The following is a 14,516-nucleotide window of genomic DNA, read 5'->3' as shown; positions in this document are numbered from 1 at the left end:
ATGAACACGGCCAGGCATGCCAGTGAACGTCTGATGAGCTGGCCCTCGCTGACCCCCGGCCGCGCCCACTGCGGCGCCGAGCTCGGCCTGGGCACCGCGACGCACGAGATCGTCCATTTCCACGGTGAACACGAGGCGGACGTCCATCTCACCCACGCCATGATCGCGAAGCTGCGCCCGGCCCTCCTCGGGTCGAGCGCGGTCCGTCTCCTGGCCGGATCCGGGTGGGTGACGGTCCGTCTGGACATGGGGTCGGACATCGACCTGCTCGCCACTCTGGTGAGCGCCGCCCTCCAGGCCAACGGCGTCCCCGACGTCGCCCCGGACGGCTGCACCCGCACCCGCCCGGTCTCAGGGATCCGCTGAGCCGGACGCGGGAGAACGACGGCTCCGCGCGCGTACTCCCGGATCCCCTTCCTGACGCGCGTGCTGCCGGTGCCTCACGCGCGCGTGCTCCCCGAACCCTCCGCCGGTACGGGGAACAGCATGCAGGTGCTGGTCGCGTGGGCGAGCAGCCGGTCCTCCGCGTCGTACAGGCCCGCCTCCGCGAGCGCGGTCCTGCGCCCCCGTGACAGCACCGTGCCGATCGCCCGCACCTTGCCGGTGGCGGTCGTGAGCGGCCGGAGGAAGCGGGTCGAGAGGTCGAGCGAGGTGTACGCCGTGCCGAGGGGGAGCGTCGAGTGCACCGCGCAGCCGGCCGCCGAATCGAGCAGCGTCGCGTACACGCCGCCGTGCACGCTGCCAATCGGGTTGTAGTGCTCCTCGCCCGGCTCGAAGACGAACACCGCGCGCCCGTCCTCGACCTCCTCGAGGCCGAAGCCGAGGAGCGCGGCGATCGGAGGGCCGGGCAGCCGCCCCGCCACCATCTCCCGCAGGAAGTCCAGCCCCGCCATCGTGCCGGCGGCCCGCGCGGTGGCGCCGGCGTCCTCCCACTCGACCGTGCGCGACCGCCCCATGACCACTCTCCGCCCGCCGTGGCCGGCCGGCACCCGGCTGGCTCTGTGGAGCGAAGCTAGCTCTCGCCGCAGCTGACTGTCAACGACGCAGTCAGGTGGCTACAGTGTGACGATGAAGTGGCTGGAGACGGACACGGAGAACTGCTCGGTCCGCCGCACCCTGGACCTGGTGGGCGAGAAGTGGACCCTGCTGATCCTGCGGGACGCCTTCAACGGCGTCCGCCGCTACGACGAGTTCCGCCGTCATCTCGGGCTCTCCGAGGCCGTCCTCGCCGACCGCCTCCGCAAACTGGTCACGGCCGGCCTCCTGCGAGCGGAGCCCTACCGCGAACCCGGCACCAGGACCCGTTACGAGTACCGGCTCACACCCAAGGGCGTCGACCTGTGGCCCGTGCTCCTCGCCCTCAAGCAGTGGGGCGACACCCACGCGGGAGACCCCGACGGTCCGGTCCTCGACATCCGGCACACCGACTGCGGTGCCCCCGTCCGGGTCGTCGTCCAGTGCGAGGGCGACGAACGGGCCACCCTCGCGGCCCGCGACGTCACCGTCCGCCCCGGGCCGGGCGCCCGCCCCCTCCACCCCTGAGCCCACCCCCGCGCTCCTGGACCGGGCGGCCGACGACCAGGCCGACCGTCCTCGGACCTGCCGGCCGCCGTCCCCGGACCGGCCGGTGGCCGTCCCGAAGGGGCCGGCCGGCCGCCCACCCCCCCGGACCGCCGGCCACCCGCGCCCCCGCACCGCCGGCCACCGACCAGCCGGTTCCACGAGACGCCGTCGGCACCCGTTCGGCCCCACCCCCGCGATGGCCCACCGCCCGGCCGGGTACCTCACGAGGCATGCGCTTCCCACCCGGTCCGCCGCACGACGGCGCCCCGGCCGAACACGGCCACCGGCTCCAGCGGCTCCACGCCCGTGTCCTCGCCTCGCCGCTCGGCCTGGCCTGGAACCGCGGCCGGGCCATGGAACTGATGCACCGAGCCATGGGCTTCGCCGCGCTCAGCCTGCTCACCCTCGTCCCGCTGCTCATCGTCGTCGCCGCGGCCGACCTCGCGAGCGGGCAGGGCTTCGCCCGCTGGCTCGTCCAGGGCCTCGGCGTCTCCCAGGTCTCCCAGGAGGAGGTCGAGCGGCTCTTCGGCCAGCCGGGACAGGCCCTGCAGCGCACCACCGCCTTCGGCCTCGCGGCCCTCGCCGCCTTCGGCGTCACCTTCGGATCCGCCGTACAGACCGGGTACGAGCGGGTCTGGGACCTCCCCACGGCCCGCTGGCACACGATGTGGCGCCACGTCGTCTGGCTCGCGGTCCTCGTCACCTGCCTCCTCCTCTTCGTCGCCACCCCCGCCCCCGCCGGGTCCTCGGCCGTCATGACCGCGCTCGTCGCCCTCGCCGACCTCATCGGAACCTTCGTCTTCTTCTGGTGGTCACAGCGCTTCCTGCTCTGCGGCCGCATCCGCTGGCGCGCCCTCGCCCCCGGCGCCGCCCTCACGGCGCTCGGCCTCCTCGGGCTGCGGATCTTCTCCCAGCTCGTGTTCTCCCCGCTCATCGCCTCGAACGCGGTGACGTACGGTCAGTTCGGCACCGTCCTCGTCCTCCAGTCCTGGCTCGTCGGCGTCGGCTTCGTCGTCTACGGAGGCGCCCTCACCGGACGACTCGTCCACGAACACCTCCTCCGGCGCCGCCTCCGCCGGGACGGCACGACCGCCGGCTGAGCGGCGTCACTGGTCCCGGCGCCGCACCGCGAGCACCGTGACCGCCACCGCGCCCACCGCCCACAGCGCGTACACCAGCCAGGCGCCGCCCGCCGACCAGGGGAACGGCGGCTCGACCGGACCGGGCCAGGCCAGCCGCTGCCAGGCACGCGCCGGCGTGCCGTGCGCGAGGACCGCCGTCAGACGTCGACGTTCGCTCAACATCATCGGCAGGAGCAGCAGCACCACCACCGACGCGACGATCGACACCGCGCCGCGCCGCAGCAGCGCCCCCAGGGCCATCCCGGTCAGCGCGCAGACGGGTGCGAGCAGCGCGGAGGCCACGACGATCCTCAGGGCCCCCGGATGGGTGATCGGCAGCCCCGCGCCCCGCGCCGAGAGCACCGCCTGCGTCAGCCAGAACGACGCGCCCGCGACCACCGCCCCGAAGAGCAGCTGGACCACGGTCACCGCCAGGACCTTCGCCGCCATCAGCGCTCCGCGCGCCGGCACCGCCGCGAACGTCGTACGGATCAGCCCGCTGCCGTACTCGCCGACCAGGGCCGTCGCGCCCATCGCCGCCGCGCACAGCATCAGGACCAGCGACGCGTTCCCCGTGAAGGCGTCGCTCAGCGGAATCTCGTTCGCGACGAAGTCCGCCCGGCTCCGCGCGTCGTACTGGTACCAGTAGCGGTAGTGGTCCCAGGCCGTGCCCACGTTGAAGGCGAGCACGGTCAGGGTGCTGAGCAGCAGCGCCCAGCCCGTCGAGCGCAGAGACCACAGCTTCAGCCACTCCGAGGCGACCAGGTCGAGGAACCGGGGACGGGGCTCCGTCACGGTGAGGACGGTCATCGGGCGTCTCCTGCCAGGTACTCGACACTGCCGGCGGTCAGTTCCATGAACGCCTCCTCCAGGGAGGCCGTACGCGTGGTCAGCTGGTGCAGCGGCACCCGGTGTTCCAGGGCGAGTTCGCCGATCCTCGCCGCCGGGAGCCCCGTCACCGTCAGCAGGCCGGACTCCTCTCGGACCTCCGCGCCCTCCGTGAGCAGCAGCGTCGTGAGGGCCGCGCGGTCGGGCGTGTCGACGGTCACGCTCAGCCGGGCTCCTCGCGACGCGAACTCCGTCAGGCTCTCCTCGGCGATCAGCGCGCCCCGGCCGACGACGACCAGTTCGTCGGCGGTGTGTTCCATCTCGCTCATCAGATGGCTGGAGACGAACACCGTGCGCCCCTCCGCCGCGAGACGCCGGAACAGCCCCCTCACCCACTTCACGCCCTCCGGGTCGAGGCCGTTGAGCGGCTCGTCGAACAGCAGCACGGGCGGGTCGCCGAGCAGCGCGCCCGCGATCCCGAGCCGCTGCCGCATGCCCAGGGAGTAGCCGCCGACCCGGCGCCGGGCGGCGGCCGTGAGGCCGACCTCGTCGAGGACCTCGTCGACCCGCGCGAGCGGGATGCGGTTGCCGCGCGCCAGGACCGCCAGATGGGCCCGTGCGGTCCTTCCGTCCTGCACATCGCCCGCGTCGAGCAGCGCGCCGACGTGCCGCAGGCCGCGAGGCCGGTCCCGGAACGGCCGGCCGCCGACCGTGACCGACCCGCTCGTCGGCCTGTGCAGCCCCAGGACCATCCGCAGCGTGGTGCTCTTGCCCGCCCCGTTCGGCCCGAGGAATCCGGTCACGCGCCCGGGCCGGACCGTGAAGCTCAGTGAGTCGACGGCGGTCGTGGCACCGTAGCGTTTGGTGAGTTCGCTTACTTCGATCATGAGTACCACCGTGCCGCCCCGCCCCCGGGCCGGGCATCGGACCGGCGCGGACAATCGGCGCCGAGGACTGTCACCCCTGGTCGTACACCCCAGGTCCGATGCCCGGGGCGAGGGGCGCCACCTACGATCACGCCCATGCACGCCACCCCGTCAGCACCGTTCCTCAAGAGGGTCACTCCGGGTGGCTGGACGGCCCTCGCCTGGGTCGTGGGCCTCCTCTTCACCGTTCTGCTGCGGATCCGGCTGCCCGGCCAGGAGGAGGCCGACGTCATGGCTGGTGTGATCTTCCTCCGCTGGGACGGGATCACCACGCTGGCCCTCGCCACCGCCCTCGCCCTGCGCGGCAGCGTGCTCCTGACCCGTCGTCCGGCCGCCGCTCTGTGGTTCCTCCTCGTCGCCGCGATCGTCGGCAGCAACCCGCTCGGCGTCACCGCCATCCCCTTCGCCCAGTACCTCGCCGTCGACGTCGCCCTGTACGTCATCGCCGCGGCCGGGCCGCCCCGCGAGGCCGTCCGGGCGCTCCTGCTCGCCGTAGGCGTCCTCGTCGCCCATCTGACGGTCCGACTGCTCGCGGGCTGGGGGATCGGCACCACCAGCGCCCTGGCCGTGGCCCTCGCCGCCGCCCTCGTCTGGCTCCTCGGCCGCTCGGAGCACCAGAGCCGGATGTACGCGGAACGAAGCCGCGCCCAGGCCGCCGAGCAGGCGGTCACCGCCGAACGGCTGCGCATCGCCCGCGAGATGCACGACATGGTCGCCCACAGCATCGGCATCGTCGCCCTCCAGGCCGGCGCCGCCCGACGTGTCATGGAGACCCAGCCGGAACAGGTCCGACAGGCCCTCACCGAGATCGAGACGGCGAGCCGGGAGACCCTGGCAGGCCTGCGCCGGATGCTCGGAGCGCTGCGCCCCGAAGAGCGCGGCGCCCCCGGTCGGCGCCTCGCCGACCCCGAACCGTTCCCGCGTCCTGGGCCGCCCCCGCCCCCAGGCCTTCCGGCGACGTCAGGCGTCCCCGAGACGTCATGCCCTGCCGCGACGCCCGGCGTCCCCGAGGCGCCCGGTCTCGCCGTGCTCGACCGGCTCGTGGAGGTCACCGCGGCCGCCGGTGTCCGCGTCGCCGTCCACCGCGCCGGCGCGCCCCGCCCCCTGCCCCCGGACATCGACCTCTCCGCCTTCCGGGTCGTCCAGGAGTCCCTCACCAACGTCGTACGGCACTCGGGCGCCGACTCCTGCACGGTCACCGTCGACCAGGGCGACCCCCGGGCGCTCGTCGTCACCGTCGAGGACCGGGGCGCCGTCCCCGGCAGGGAGCGGGCGCGCGCCGGAGGCGGGTCCGGGTACGGCCTCGCCGGGATGCGGGAGCGCGTCACCCTGCTGGAGGGAGACTTCGCCGCCGGACCCCGCCCCGGCGGCGGCTTCCGCGTCACCGCCCGCCTCCCTCTCCCCACAGGAGTCACCGCCCCATGAGCGACACCCTCACCCCCCGGCCCGTCAGGGTCGTCCTCGCCGACGACCAGCCCCTGGTGCGCACCGCGCTCCGCATGGTCATCACCGACACCGCGGACCTCGTCGTCGCGGGCGAGGCGGCGAACGGCGCCGAGGCCGTCCGCCTCGTCGAGGAGACCGGCGCCGACGTCGTCGTCATGGACCTGCGCATGCCCGGAACGGACGGCATCGAGGCGACCCGGCTCATCACCGGGGGCGCGACCGGCGCGCGGGTCGTCGTGCTCACCACCTTCGACGACGACGACCACGTGTACGGGGCGCTGCACGCGGGCGCGTCCGGGTTCCTGGTGAAGGACATGGCCCTGGACGACATCCTGGCCGCCGTCCGGGTCGTCGCCTCGGGCGACGCCCTGATCGCCCCGAGCGTCACCCGGCGCCTCATCAAGGAGTTCACCGACCGCCCGAGGACCGCCCCGGCACCGAGACGCCGGGCCGAGGGGATCACGGACCGCGAACGCGAGGTCCTTACCCTGGTCGGCCGTGGCCTCTCCAACACCGAGGTCGCCGCCGCTCTCCACATCAGCGTCGCCACCGCCAAGACCTATGTGACCCGGCTGCTCGCCAAACTGGACGCCCGCGACCGGGTGCAGCTGGTGATCATCGCGTACGAGGCAGGTCTGGTCTCCGCGGTCTGACGGGCCCCGCGTGGTCACACGTTCCGGTGATCGACTCGCGAGCGGGCGGGCGGCCGCGCGACGCCCGCTTGGATGAGGGCGAACCCATCGGTCCGTCGAGAGAGAGCCGCACCATGGCGAACATCTGGCTGCCGCCCGTCGAGTACGTGGCGACCCTGCCGAGAGCGACGGCGTACGCCTGCCTCTACTTCACCGACACCGCAGGCCGCCCCTTCCAGCTGCGCGCCACCTACCGCAGTGAGCTGTGGCAGTGGCCGGGCGGAAACATGGACCCGGGGGAGACCCCCTGGGAGACGGCGGTACGCGAGTGCCACGAGGAGACCGGCATCACCTTCACCGGCCAACCGCGACTTCTCGGCACGCACTTCGTCACCGACCGGGGCGAGGAGTGGCCCGCCAACCACATCGGCTTCATCTTCGACGGCGGGGAGCTGACGGACGAGCAGATCGCCGGGGTCGTCCTGGACCCCGAGGAGCACAGCGAGTACAGCCTGCGCACGCTGGACGAGTGGGAGCGGGAGATGGACCCGGGGGAGTTCGGCCGCCTGGCGGGCGTCGACCGGGCCCGCAGGACCGGCGTACCGGTGTACCTGGACAACCGGCCGGTGCCCCTGGACACCGGCCGGTGACGGCCGGGCGCACGAGGACGGCCGTACGGGAGGAGGAGTAGGGCGGACGAGCACGAGGAGTGGGGCCGTTCGTGACACGGCCCCACCCTCACCACTCAGGCGCGGCAGCCCACCGGGTGGGCGATGTCGACGACGAAGCGCTCCGGCGAGTGCAGCCGGAAGGTCTTGTAGGCGGGCTTGGTGTCGAAGGCGGCTCCGATGGTGACCACGCCCTCGAAGTCGCCGGTCAGCGCGACTCCCTTGAGCGCGGGCAGATGGATCTTCAGCAGCCGGGGCCCCTGGTAGACGGACCTTCCGGCATCGTCGTGGGCGGCGGCGGGGGAGAGACGGATCTCCAGGAAGTGCTTCCCGGCCAGCGGGACCCGCTGGCCCGATCCGTCGTGGTGGAGAGCGGCTACCTGCCGCACGGTGACCGGGGGCATGGCACCCCGTACGTCGATCACGAGCCGGTCGAAGTTCGCGTGGCCGCCCCAGCGGGCGTTGACGACCAGGGCCGTGGCCTGGGTCGAGGCGTTCGGGGAAGGGGCCTTCGCGGCGCCTGCCGGGATCGTGGCGCCGATCCCGGCGGTCAACAGGATTCCCGCGGCGACGGCCGCGAGGGTGTGACGGTGATGCATGACGTCCCCCACATTCTTCTGCTCCGGGGACAGTGGTGTCACTGGTAGAGACATCCACCACAACCATACGGTTCCAGCCGATATGGGGTAAATATGCGCTATGTGCTGGAGTGCGACGGCCGACCTCTGGGCGGGCATCGGGATCGGCGCCGTCGGGGTGGCCTGCCTCGCCTCCGTACGCCGCCCCGGGGACGCGCTCCTCGCCGCAATGCCCCTGCTCCTCGGAGCCCACCAGATCGTGGAGGCGGCCGTCTGGCGCGCCGGGGGCGGTACCGGAACCGCGACTCTCGCCTGGGCCGTGATCGCCCTGCCCCTGCTGCCCCTCTGGGTGCCGGCCGGCGTCCTCGCCGCCGCCCGCCCCGCCGACCGGGCGCGCCTGGTCCTCCCGCTCGCCGCCGGAACCGCGACCGCCGGATTCCTCGCGTACCGCCTCGCCACCCGCCCCGTCACCGCCGAGGCCCGGGGCCGCACCCTCGGCTACGTCGTCGACCTGCCGTACGCGCCCCTGATCCTCGCCGGGTATCTCCTCGCCACCGTCGGCGCGTTGCTCCTGGCCCGCGACCGGACGCTGCGGCTCCTCGGCCTCGTCACCGGGGCAGGCGCGGCCGTCTGCGCCGTCCTGTGGAGCACCGCGTTCCTCTCCACCTGGTGCGCCTTCGCCGCCGTCGCCTCCCTGCTGCTCCTCCTGTGGATCCGGCGGCGCCCGGCCGTAACCCATGGGCCGCTCAGCAGTTGACCAGGGCATGAAGAAGCGCAGCATGCTCGCCATCGCCTCCCTCGCCGCAGGCGTCGTCACCGCCCTCGTCACCCCTCCGCCGCAGGCGAACGCGACCGAAAGTCCCCTGGGCGGCGCCACCGGCCTCCTCCAGGAGGACCAGGCCGTCGGCACCGTCCTCCACGACACCGTCGAGAGCGCCGAAGGCACCCTCCCCGCCCCCGGCGCCGGCGGGGTGCTCTGAGGACCACCCGCCCCACGCGTCGACCGGTGCCCCGCGCCCTGACGGCCGCGGGGCACCGGCGTGCCGTGACACGGGAGGAGGCAGCCCGTGCGCGCGCCGTGCGCGGGTAATGACAGGATGTCCCCATGAGCGAGAACGTTTACTTCGACATCACCATCAACGACGAGCCCGCGGGCCGCATCACCTTCAAGCTGTTCGACGACGTCGTCCCGGAGACGGCGCGGAACTTCCGTGAGCTCTGCACCGGCCAGCACGGCTTCGGCTACGCGGGCTCCCCGTTCCACCGCGTCATCCCGCAGTTCATGCTGCAGGGCGGCGACTTCACCCGCGGCAACGGCACCGGCGGCAAGAGCATCTACGGCGAGAAGTTCGCCGACGAGAACTTCAAGCTGAAGCACGACCGCCCGTTCCTGCTCTCGATGGCCAACGCCGGCCCGAACAGCAACGGCTCGCAGTTCTTCATCACCACGATCGTCACCGACTGGCTCGACGGCAAGCACGTCGTCTTCGGCGAGGTCGTCGACGGCCAGGACCTGGTCAAGAAGATCGAGGGCCTCGGCTCCCGCTCCGGCGCCACCAGCGCCAGCATCAAGGTCGCCGAGTCCGGCATCGTGAAGGCCTGATCGCCTTCCCGAGCTGAGCGGAGGGCGCCCGGCGCCCTCGCTCGACCACCCCGGCCCGGGGCGGGGAACGCCGTCCGCGTGACGTGCGTCCCGCCCCGCCCGTCGGTTCCTGGCAGACCCGCGGCGGCTCTCGGAGACGTTCCTCAGACGAAGGCCGGCGCGTTGCGCTCCGCCCACGCCGAGAAGGGGCGCGGTGCACGTCCCAGGACACGCTCCACGTCCGGGCTCACCCGCTGCTCCTCCGCACGGGGCGCGCCCATCACGGACAGCATCCCGTCGACGGCCTCCTCCGGCAGGAACCGCGCCATCCGGGACCTGGCCTCGCCCGCGCTCAGCGCCACGAACCCGACCGGGCCACCCACGACGCCCGCGAGGGCCTCGACCTGTTCGCGCGGCGACACCGCCACCGGCCCGGTCAGGACGTACGTCCGTCCCCCGTGCGCCGGGTCCCGCAGCGCCTCCGCCGCCACCCCCGCGATGTCCTCGGGATCCACCACCGGCAGCGCCACATCCGCGAAGGGGGCCGCCACCGTACGGGCCGAACGCACCTGCTCGGCCCAGAGGAAGGCGTTCGAGGCGAAACCGCCCGGCCGCAGGACCGTCCAGTCGACCCCCGACTCCCGCACCGCCGTCTCGAACCGGCGCAGGATCTCGTGCGACACGGAATCGGTGCGCGTCCCCACCAGCTGCGAGGACTGGAACACGATCCGCCGCACACCGGCGGCCACCGCCGCCGCCACGATCTCCCGAGGACGCAGGTCGTCCCCGAGGCCCGCGACGAGCAGGTACACCGCCTCCGCCCCCTCGAACAGCCCCTTGAGGCCGTTCACATCGGCCAGGTCGCCCTGTCGGTGCGTCACCCCCGCCGGCAGCCCGCCGGCCGGGCGGCGGCTCACCGCCGTCACCTTCTCACCGGCCGCCGCCAGCAGCTCCACCAGCGGTCGTCCGACGTTTCCGGTCGCTCCGGTCACCACGATCACAGCAGTTCCCCTCCAGGGAGTCCGCGGCGGAGCGTGAGCGCTCCGCCGTCCTCGTGACCTCAGCCTGGAAGGCGAACTGGCCATCCTCCGGCCAGTTTCACCGGCGGGATCCGCCGGATGGGCGAGCGGGCCGGAAAAGAGCGGCCGAACCCCGGAGGTTCAGCCCGTCTCGCCGAACCGCCGCTCGAACTTGGCGATCCGGCCCTCGGAGTCCACCGTCCGCGCCTTGCCCGTGTAGAACGGGTGGCTCTCGGAGGAGATCTCGACGTCGATCACGGGATACGTGTGGCCGTCGTCCCACTCGATGGTCCGGTCGCTGGTCGCGGTGGACCGGGTCAGAAAGGCGTACCCGGCCGAGCGGTCACGGAAGACCACCGGGCCGTACTCGGGCTGCTTGTCCTGCTGCACGTGTCCTCCTCGGGCTGACGCCCTGACTCGTCCGGCCTGATCGGCACGGGCACCCCCAGCCTCCCCGGGCACACGGGAGCCGACCAGCGACACGGGCCCGACCGGGTGACCCTCAGCCGTGCCTGGGCCACCGCGCCGCGAGCAGCAGGGCGATGTCGTCCGGGCGGGCCGTGGCCTGCCGGGCCTCCCGGATCACCCGGTCGGCCGTCTCCGCGAGCGGCAGCGAACAGGCAGCGGCCAGAGCCAGGCGCAGCCGCTCGATCCCCTCGTCGATGTCCCGGCCCGGCCGCTCCACCAGACCGTCCGTGAAGAGCGCCAGCACCGCACCGGGAGCCAGCCGCAGCCGCGTCACCGGATACGACGCGCGGTCGTCGACCCCGAGGACCACGCCGCCCGCAAGGTCCACCGGCTCCGCCGTCCCGTCCGGCCGCAGCAGCAGCGGCTGCGGATGCCCGGCCCGTACCGCCCGCATGTCACCCGTGTCCGGGTCGAGGAGTACGTAGCAACAGCTCGCGAACTGCCCAGGATCCAGGTCGATGAGGAGTCGGTTGGTCCCGCGCATCACGTCCTGCGGCCGATGACCGCCCAGAGCGAACGCCCGCACCGCGCTGCGCAGCTGCCCCATCGTGGCCGCGGCCGCCACACCGTGTCCCTGCACGTCCCCGATCACCAGCGCCAGGCGTCCTTGCCCCGCCTCGATCACGTCGTACCAGTCGCCGCCGACGTCCATGCCCTGAGTGCCCGGCAGATAGCGGCCCACCGTGTCCACACCCTCCCGCACCGGCAGCCGGTGCGGCAGCAGCGCGTCCTGGAGGCCCCGCGCGACCGCCGACTCCGAGTCGTACCGCTGCGCCCGCTCCAAGGCCTGCGCGATGAGTCCCGCGAGCGCCGTGAGGACGGTCCGCTCCTCCGCGCTGAACCCACGCGGCCTGTCGAAGCCCAGGATGCAGGAGCCCACCGGCCGGCCCGAGGCGATCAGCGGCAGGAACGCCCGCGCCCCCGTGTGCGCGTCCAGCGGGAGCCCGGGATACGTCCGGCCCAGCTGCTCCATGGACTCGAAGAACAGCGGCCTGCCCGTGGTCAGCGTCTCCACCCCGGGCAACCGGGCGTCCAGGGCCACACCGTCGAAGGATTCGAGGAACCCCGGCGGGAAACCCGTCTCCCAGGCGAGGTAGAGACGCCGGTCGCTCAGCAGGTAGATGGCCAGCTGACGCCCGCCGAACGCCGGAAGCAGCTCCTCCGTCACCACCGCCGACACCTGGCGTGCCGTCACGGCCTCGGAGAGCGCGATGGCGAGGGCGACCGGCCGGTACGGGGTCGTCACCCTGTCCCCCGGCAGGGAGAGCGTGTCCTCCCTGCCCTTCCCCCCGTCGGTTCCCGGCGTGAGCCGCGCCGGGTCCTCCTCGGGGACGAGCACCATCGTCACCCCGTCCCGCCCCGGGTGCAGCGAGACCGACAGCCACCGGCCCGGCGCCGGGCGGGCCACGAAGCGCACCGGCTCACCGCCGACGAGGGCGGCGCGCAGCTGCTCCTCGTGGAACGGAAGGCCGAACCAGGGGAGCGCCTCCCACAGCGTCCGCCCCGCCAGAGCGGCCCGGGGACGGCCGAGCAGCCGCTCGGTGCGCTCGTTGACGTACGTGACGCGTCCCAGGCGGTCGATCGCCAGGATGGCCCGGGGCAGCCGGTCCGTGGCGTCCGAGCCGATCAGCCCGGTGCCGAGGTCGACGAGGGTGCACAGAAGCCGTACGGCGCCGGTGCCCTCGACGCCGTCGCTGCCACCGCCGGCCCCGCCCGCCCCACGGGCCTCGCTCGTCCCGTCGGCCGCGTTGGGCTCGGGGTACGCGTCGCTCGCTGTCCCCGGCGGCGGGCCCGTACGCGCCCGCGTGGAGACCTCCAACAGATGCAGTCCGCCGTCCGGACCCCTCAGCCGGAACCTGCGCACTGCGGGCCGCCCGTCCGTCCCCGTCGCCTGCCGGGCAGCCGCCCACAGCGCGTACCCGTCCTCCGGCTCCAGGAGCGACGTCAGCGACTCGATCGAGCAGGGCGAGGTCACCTCAGCGCCCAGGATCTCCAGGAGCCCGGCGTCCATCGTGACCGTGCCCGTCCGCAGGTCCCAGTCGAAGGAACCGAACCGGACCGGAGGCGCGCCCGCCGTGGACAGCTGCACACACACCGGGTCGCCCGGCCACTCGACCACCGTCCCCCGGCGGGTCAGACCGGCCAGCGCCTCCCCGAGGCGGAGCGCCCCCCGGGTCATCCGGCTCCGGTCCCGCGCGTCCACCGGCACCCCGGGGGTCGGTGCCCGCAGGGCCACCAGGACGCCGAACCGCTCACGGGCGGCGACGACCGGGGCGTACAGCGAGGCGAAGGGGAACGGCAGGCTCGCCACCAGCTGGGGGAACCGCCGCATCGCCTCCTCGACGTCGGCGAGGTGGACGGACTGGCCCGAACGGTGTACTTCCGCCACGGGGAAGGGCCGGTTCTCGTGCATCCGCCACCAGGGGCGGAAGAGGGGCCCCGGCAGCCCGACCAGGACCGCGAGCTTCAGCAGCCCCGTCGTCCCGGATCGCAGGTACACCCCGCCCGCGTAGCCGCCGACCTCCTCGACGGTCCGCAGCGCCGACTCGGCGAGAGCCCAGGTCAGCGCGCCGGAAGCAGGCCCGTCGGCAGCGCCGTTCCCGGACGGACGCCCGGTTCCGCCAGCCGGGCCGGGGCCGGTCGTGCCGTGCGAGGTCACACAGACAGCATGCCCCCCACCCGAAACGCCGTGCATCCCGGCGGGGCGGCTCCGCCCCTCCCGAGGTGTTGACCGCCCGCGCCCGCACCGTCACACTCGGTCGTCGACCGCGCCGCAGGCGCGCGGCGCACCACCACCTCGCGACCAGGGGGCACGATGACGGACCGCGTTCTTCCGTACGACGTACAGGGCGACGGCCCCCGGCGGGCCCTCGTGCTGCACAACTGGTTCGGTGACCGCACCAGCTTCGCTCCGCTCCGCGCCCATCTCGACGACGCCGAAGGCTCCTACGCGTTCCTCGACTGCCGCGGCTACGGCGAGGCGCTCGACCGCACGGGCGCGTACACGATGGAGGAGGTCGCGGCCGACGCCCTCGCGGTCGCCGACGATCTCGGCTGGGACTCCTTCTCCGTCATCGGCCACTCGATGGGCGGCAAGGCGGCCCAGCTGATGCTCCTCGACGCCCCCGACCGCGTCCGCTCGATCATCGGCATCTCGCCCGTCTCGGCGGCCGGTTTCCCCCTCGACGGCGAGACCTGGGAGCTCTTCGCCGGAGCAGCCGACGCACCGGCGAACCGGCGCGCGATCATCGACAACACCACCGGCGGCCGGTACGACGACGCCTGGCTGAGCAGCCTCGTCGAGCGATCCGTCCGGCGCTCCTCCGCGACGGCGTTCCGCGCCTACCTGGACTCCTGGTCCCGCACCGACTTCCACGAGCGCGTCCGCGACAACCCCACACCCGTCCTGCTCGTCGTCGGCGCCCACGACCCCGCGCTCGGCACCGAGGCGATGGAGGCCACCTGGCTGCGCTGGTACCCGAACGCCCGCCTCGAAGTCCTCAAGGACGCCGGCCACTACGCGCCGGAGGAGACCCCGGGGGCCCTCGCGGAGGCCATCGAGGCCTTCCTCGCGGCCTGAGGGGCCGAGGCGCCCTCCCGCCGTCCCGACCCGCCCCCCTCGGACGCCTCTACCCTGGAGACACGGGCAGGGGACGGGCACCCCGCTCCTCCCGCGCCCGGAGCC

At 73.7% G+C, this 14,516-nt stretch carries 17 protein-coding genes; 10 read left to right on the top strand and 7 right to left on the bottom strand.

Annotated elements, in window-relative coordinates:
• The gene (locus ACFVYX_RS14415) at positions 1-366 is read left to right on the top strand and encodes a luciferase family protein (RefSeq protein WP_389681658.1); all 366 of its coding nucleotides are present in this window, start codon (positions 1-3) and stop codon (positions 364-366) included.
• Between the two features lie 74 nt (positions 367-440).
• Here ACFVYX_RS14415 and ACFVYX_RS14410 read toward each other — a convergent pair whose 3' ends face one another.
• Entirely contained in the window at positions 441-956 is a 516-nt protein-coding gene (locus ACFVYX_RS14410; RefSeq protein ID WP_389681657.1) for a PaaI family thioesterase, read from the bottom strand.
• A 112-nt stretch (positions 957-1,068) separates the two neighbouring features.
• Here ACFVYX_RS14410 and ACFVYX_RS14405 point away from each other — a divergent pair, with 112 nt between their 5' ends.
• Positions 1,069-1,542 (top strand): winged helix-turn-helix transcriptional regulator, encoded by a 474-nt coding sequence (locus tag ACFVYX_RS14405; protein WP_389681656.1) that lies wholly within the window; start codon positions 1,069-1,071, stop codon positions 1,540-1,542.
• Between the two features lie 251 nt (positions 1,543-1,793).
• Positions 1,794-2,663 (top strand): YhjD/YihY/BrkB family envelope integrity protein, encoded by an 870-nt coding sequence (locus ACFVYX_RS14400; RefSeq protein WP_389681655.1) that lies wholly within the window; start codon positions 1,794-1,796, stop codon positions 2,661-2,663.
• A gap of 6 nt (positions 2,664-2,669) precedes the next feature.
• On the opposite strand, the gene ACFVYX_RS14395 is transcribed toward ACFVYX_RS14400, so the two are convergent.
• Positions 2,670-3,494 carry an ABC transporter permease subunit gene (locus ACFVYX_RS14395; RefSeq protein WP_389681654.1) on the bottom strand — a complete coding sequence of 275 codons (825 nt, stop codon included), beginning with the start codon at positions 3,492-3,494 and terminating at the stop codon, positions 2,670-2,672.
• On the bottom strand, positions 3,491-4,399 hold the full coding sequence (locus ACFVYX_RS14390; protein WP_389681653.1) for an ATP-binding cassette domain-containing protein: 909 nt from the start codon (positions 4,397-4,399) through the stop codon (positions 3,491-3,493). The genes ACFVYX_RS14395 and ACFVYX_RS14390 overlap by 4 nt, the downstream gene beginning before the upstream one ends.
• Before the next feature lie 135 nt (positions 4,400-4,534).
• Between ACFVYX_RS14390 and ACFVYX_RS14385 the strand changes: the two genes are divergently transcribed.
• The 3 genes from ACFVYX_RS14385 (at position 4,535) to ACFVYX_RS14375 (ending at position 7,166) form a co-directional block, all read left to right on the top strand.
• The gene (locus ACFVYX_RS14385) at positions 4,535-5,863 is read left to right on the top strand and encodes a sensor histidine kinase (protein WP_389681652.1); all 1,329 of its coding nucleotides are present in this window, start codon (positions 4,535-4,537) and stop codon (positions 5,861-5,863) included.
• Positions 5,860-6,537 (top strand): response regulator, encoded by a 678-nt coding sequence (locus ACFVYX_RS14380; RefSeq protein WP_389681651.1) that lies wholly within the window; start codon positions 5,860-5,862, stop codon positions 6,535-6,537. The genes ACFVYX_RS14385 and ACFVYX_RS14380 overlap by 4 nt, the downstream gene beginning before the upstream one ends.
• Positions 6,538-6,650: 113 nt before the next feature.
• Positions 6,651-7,166 carry an NUDIX domain-containing protein gene (locus ACFVYX_RS14375; protein ID WP_389681650.1) on the top strand — a complete coding sequence of 172 codons (516 nt, stop codon included), beginning with the start codon at positions 6,651-6,653 and terminating at the stop codon, positions 7,164-7,166.
• Positions 7,167-7,261: 95 nt separating this feature from the next.
• Here ACFVYX_RS14375 and ACFVYX_RS14370 read toward each other — a convergent pair whose 3' ends face one another.
• Positions 7,262-7,783 (bottom strand): hypothetical protein, encoded by a 522-nt coding sequence (locus ACFVYX_RS14370; RefSeq protein ID WP_389681649.1) that lies wholly within the window; start codon positions 7,781-7,783, stop codon positions 7,262-7,264.
• Between the two features lie 100 nt (positions 7,784-7,883).
• Here ACFVYX_RS14370 and ACFVYX_RS14365 point away from each other — a divergent pair, with 100 nt between their 5' ends.
• From ACFVYX_RS14365 to ACFVYX_RS14355, 3 genes are all read left to right on the top strand, one after another.
• Positions 7,884-8,519, top strand: a complete 636-nt coding sequence (locus tag ACFVYX_RS14365; RefSeq protein ID WP_389681648.1) for a DUF6629 family protein — start codon at positions 7,884-7,886, stop codon at positions 8,517-8,519.
• A 7-nt stretch (positions 8,520-8,526) separates the two neighbouring features.
• Positions 8,527-8,742 (top strand): hypothetical protein, encoded by a 216-nt coding sequence (locus tag ACFVYX_RS14360; RefSeq protein WP_389681647.1) that lies wholly within the window; start codon positions 8,527-8,529, stop codon positions 8,740-8,742.
• 125 nt (positions 8,743-8,867) lie between these two features.
• Positions 8,868-9,365, top strand: coding sequence for a peptidylprolyl isomerase (locus ACFVYX_RS14355; RefSeq protein WP_389681646.1), 498 nt, complete (start codon positions 8,868-8,870; stop codon positions 9,363-9,365).
• A 143-nt stretch (positions 9,366-9,508) separates the two neighbouring features.
• Here ACFVYX_RS14355 and ACFVYX_RS14350 read toward each other — a convergent pair whose 3' ends face one another.
• From ACFVYX_RS14350 to ACFVYX_RS14340, 3 genes are all read right to left on the bottom strand, one after another.
• Positions 9,509-10,345: an SDR family oxidoreductase gene (locus tag ACFVYX_RS14350; protein ID WP_389681645.1), complete on the bottom strand. Its 837-nt coding sequence runs from the start codon at positions 10,343-10,345 to the stop codon at positions 9,509-9,511.
• 159 nt (positions 10,346-10,504) lie between these two features.
• Positions 10,505-10,753, bottom strand: a complete 249-nt coding sequence (locus tag ACFVYX_RS14345; RefSeq protein ID WP_389681644.1) for a type B 50S ribosomal protein L31 — start codon at positions 10,751-10,753, stop codon at positions 10,505-10,507.
• A 112-nt stretch (positions 10,754-10,865) separates the two neighbouring features.
• Complete coding sequence (locus ACFVYX_RS14340; protein ID WP_389681643.1) at positions 10,866-13,490, bottom strand: SpoIIE family protein phosphatase; 2,625 nt, start codon at positions 13,488-13,490, stop codon at positions 10,866-10,868.
• Between the two features lie 156 nt (positions 13,491-13,646).
• Here ACFVYX_RS14340 and ACFVYX_RS14335 point away from each other — a divergent pair, with 156 nt between their 5' ends.
• Positions 13,647-14,411: an alpha/beta fold hydrolase gene (locus tag ACFVYX_RS14335; RefSeq protein ID WP_389681642.1), complete on the top strand. Its 765-nt coding sequence runs from the start codon at positions 13,647-13,649 to the stop codon at positions 14,409-14,411.
• Positions 14,412-14,516 lie beyond the last annotated feature (105 nt).

The organism is Streptomyces sp. NPDC058326 (genome assembly GCF_042879855.1).
Taxonomy (GTDB): Bacteria; Actinomycetota; Actinomycetes; order Streptomycetales; family Streptomycetaceae; genus Streptomyces.
Note: the sequence above shows the minus strand (reverse complement) of the source record. Positions and strands in the feature narration are given on the sequence as shown.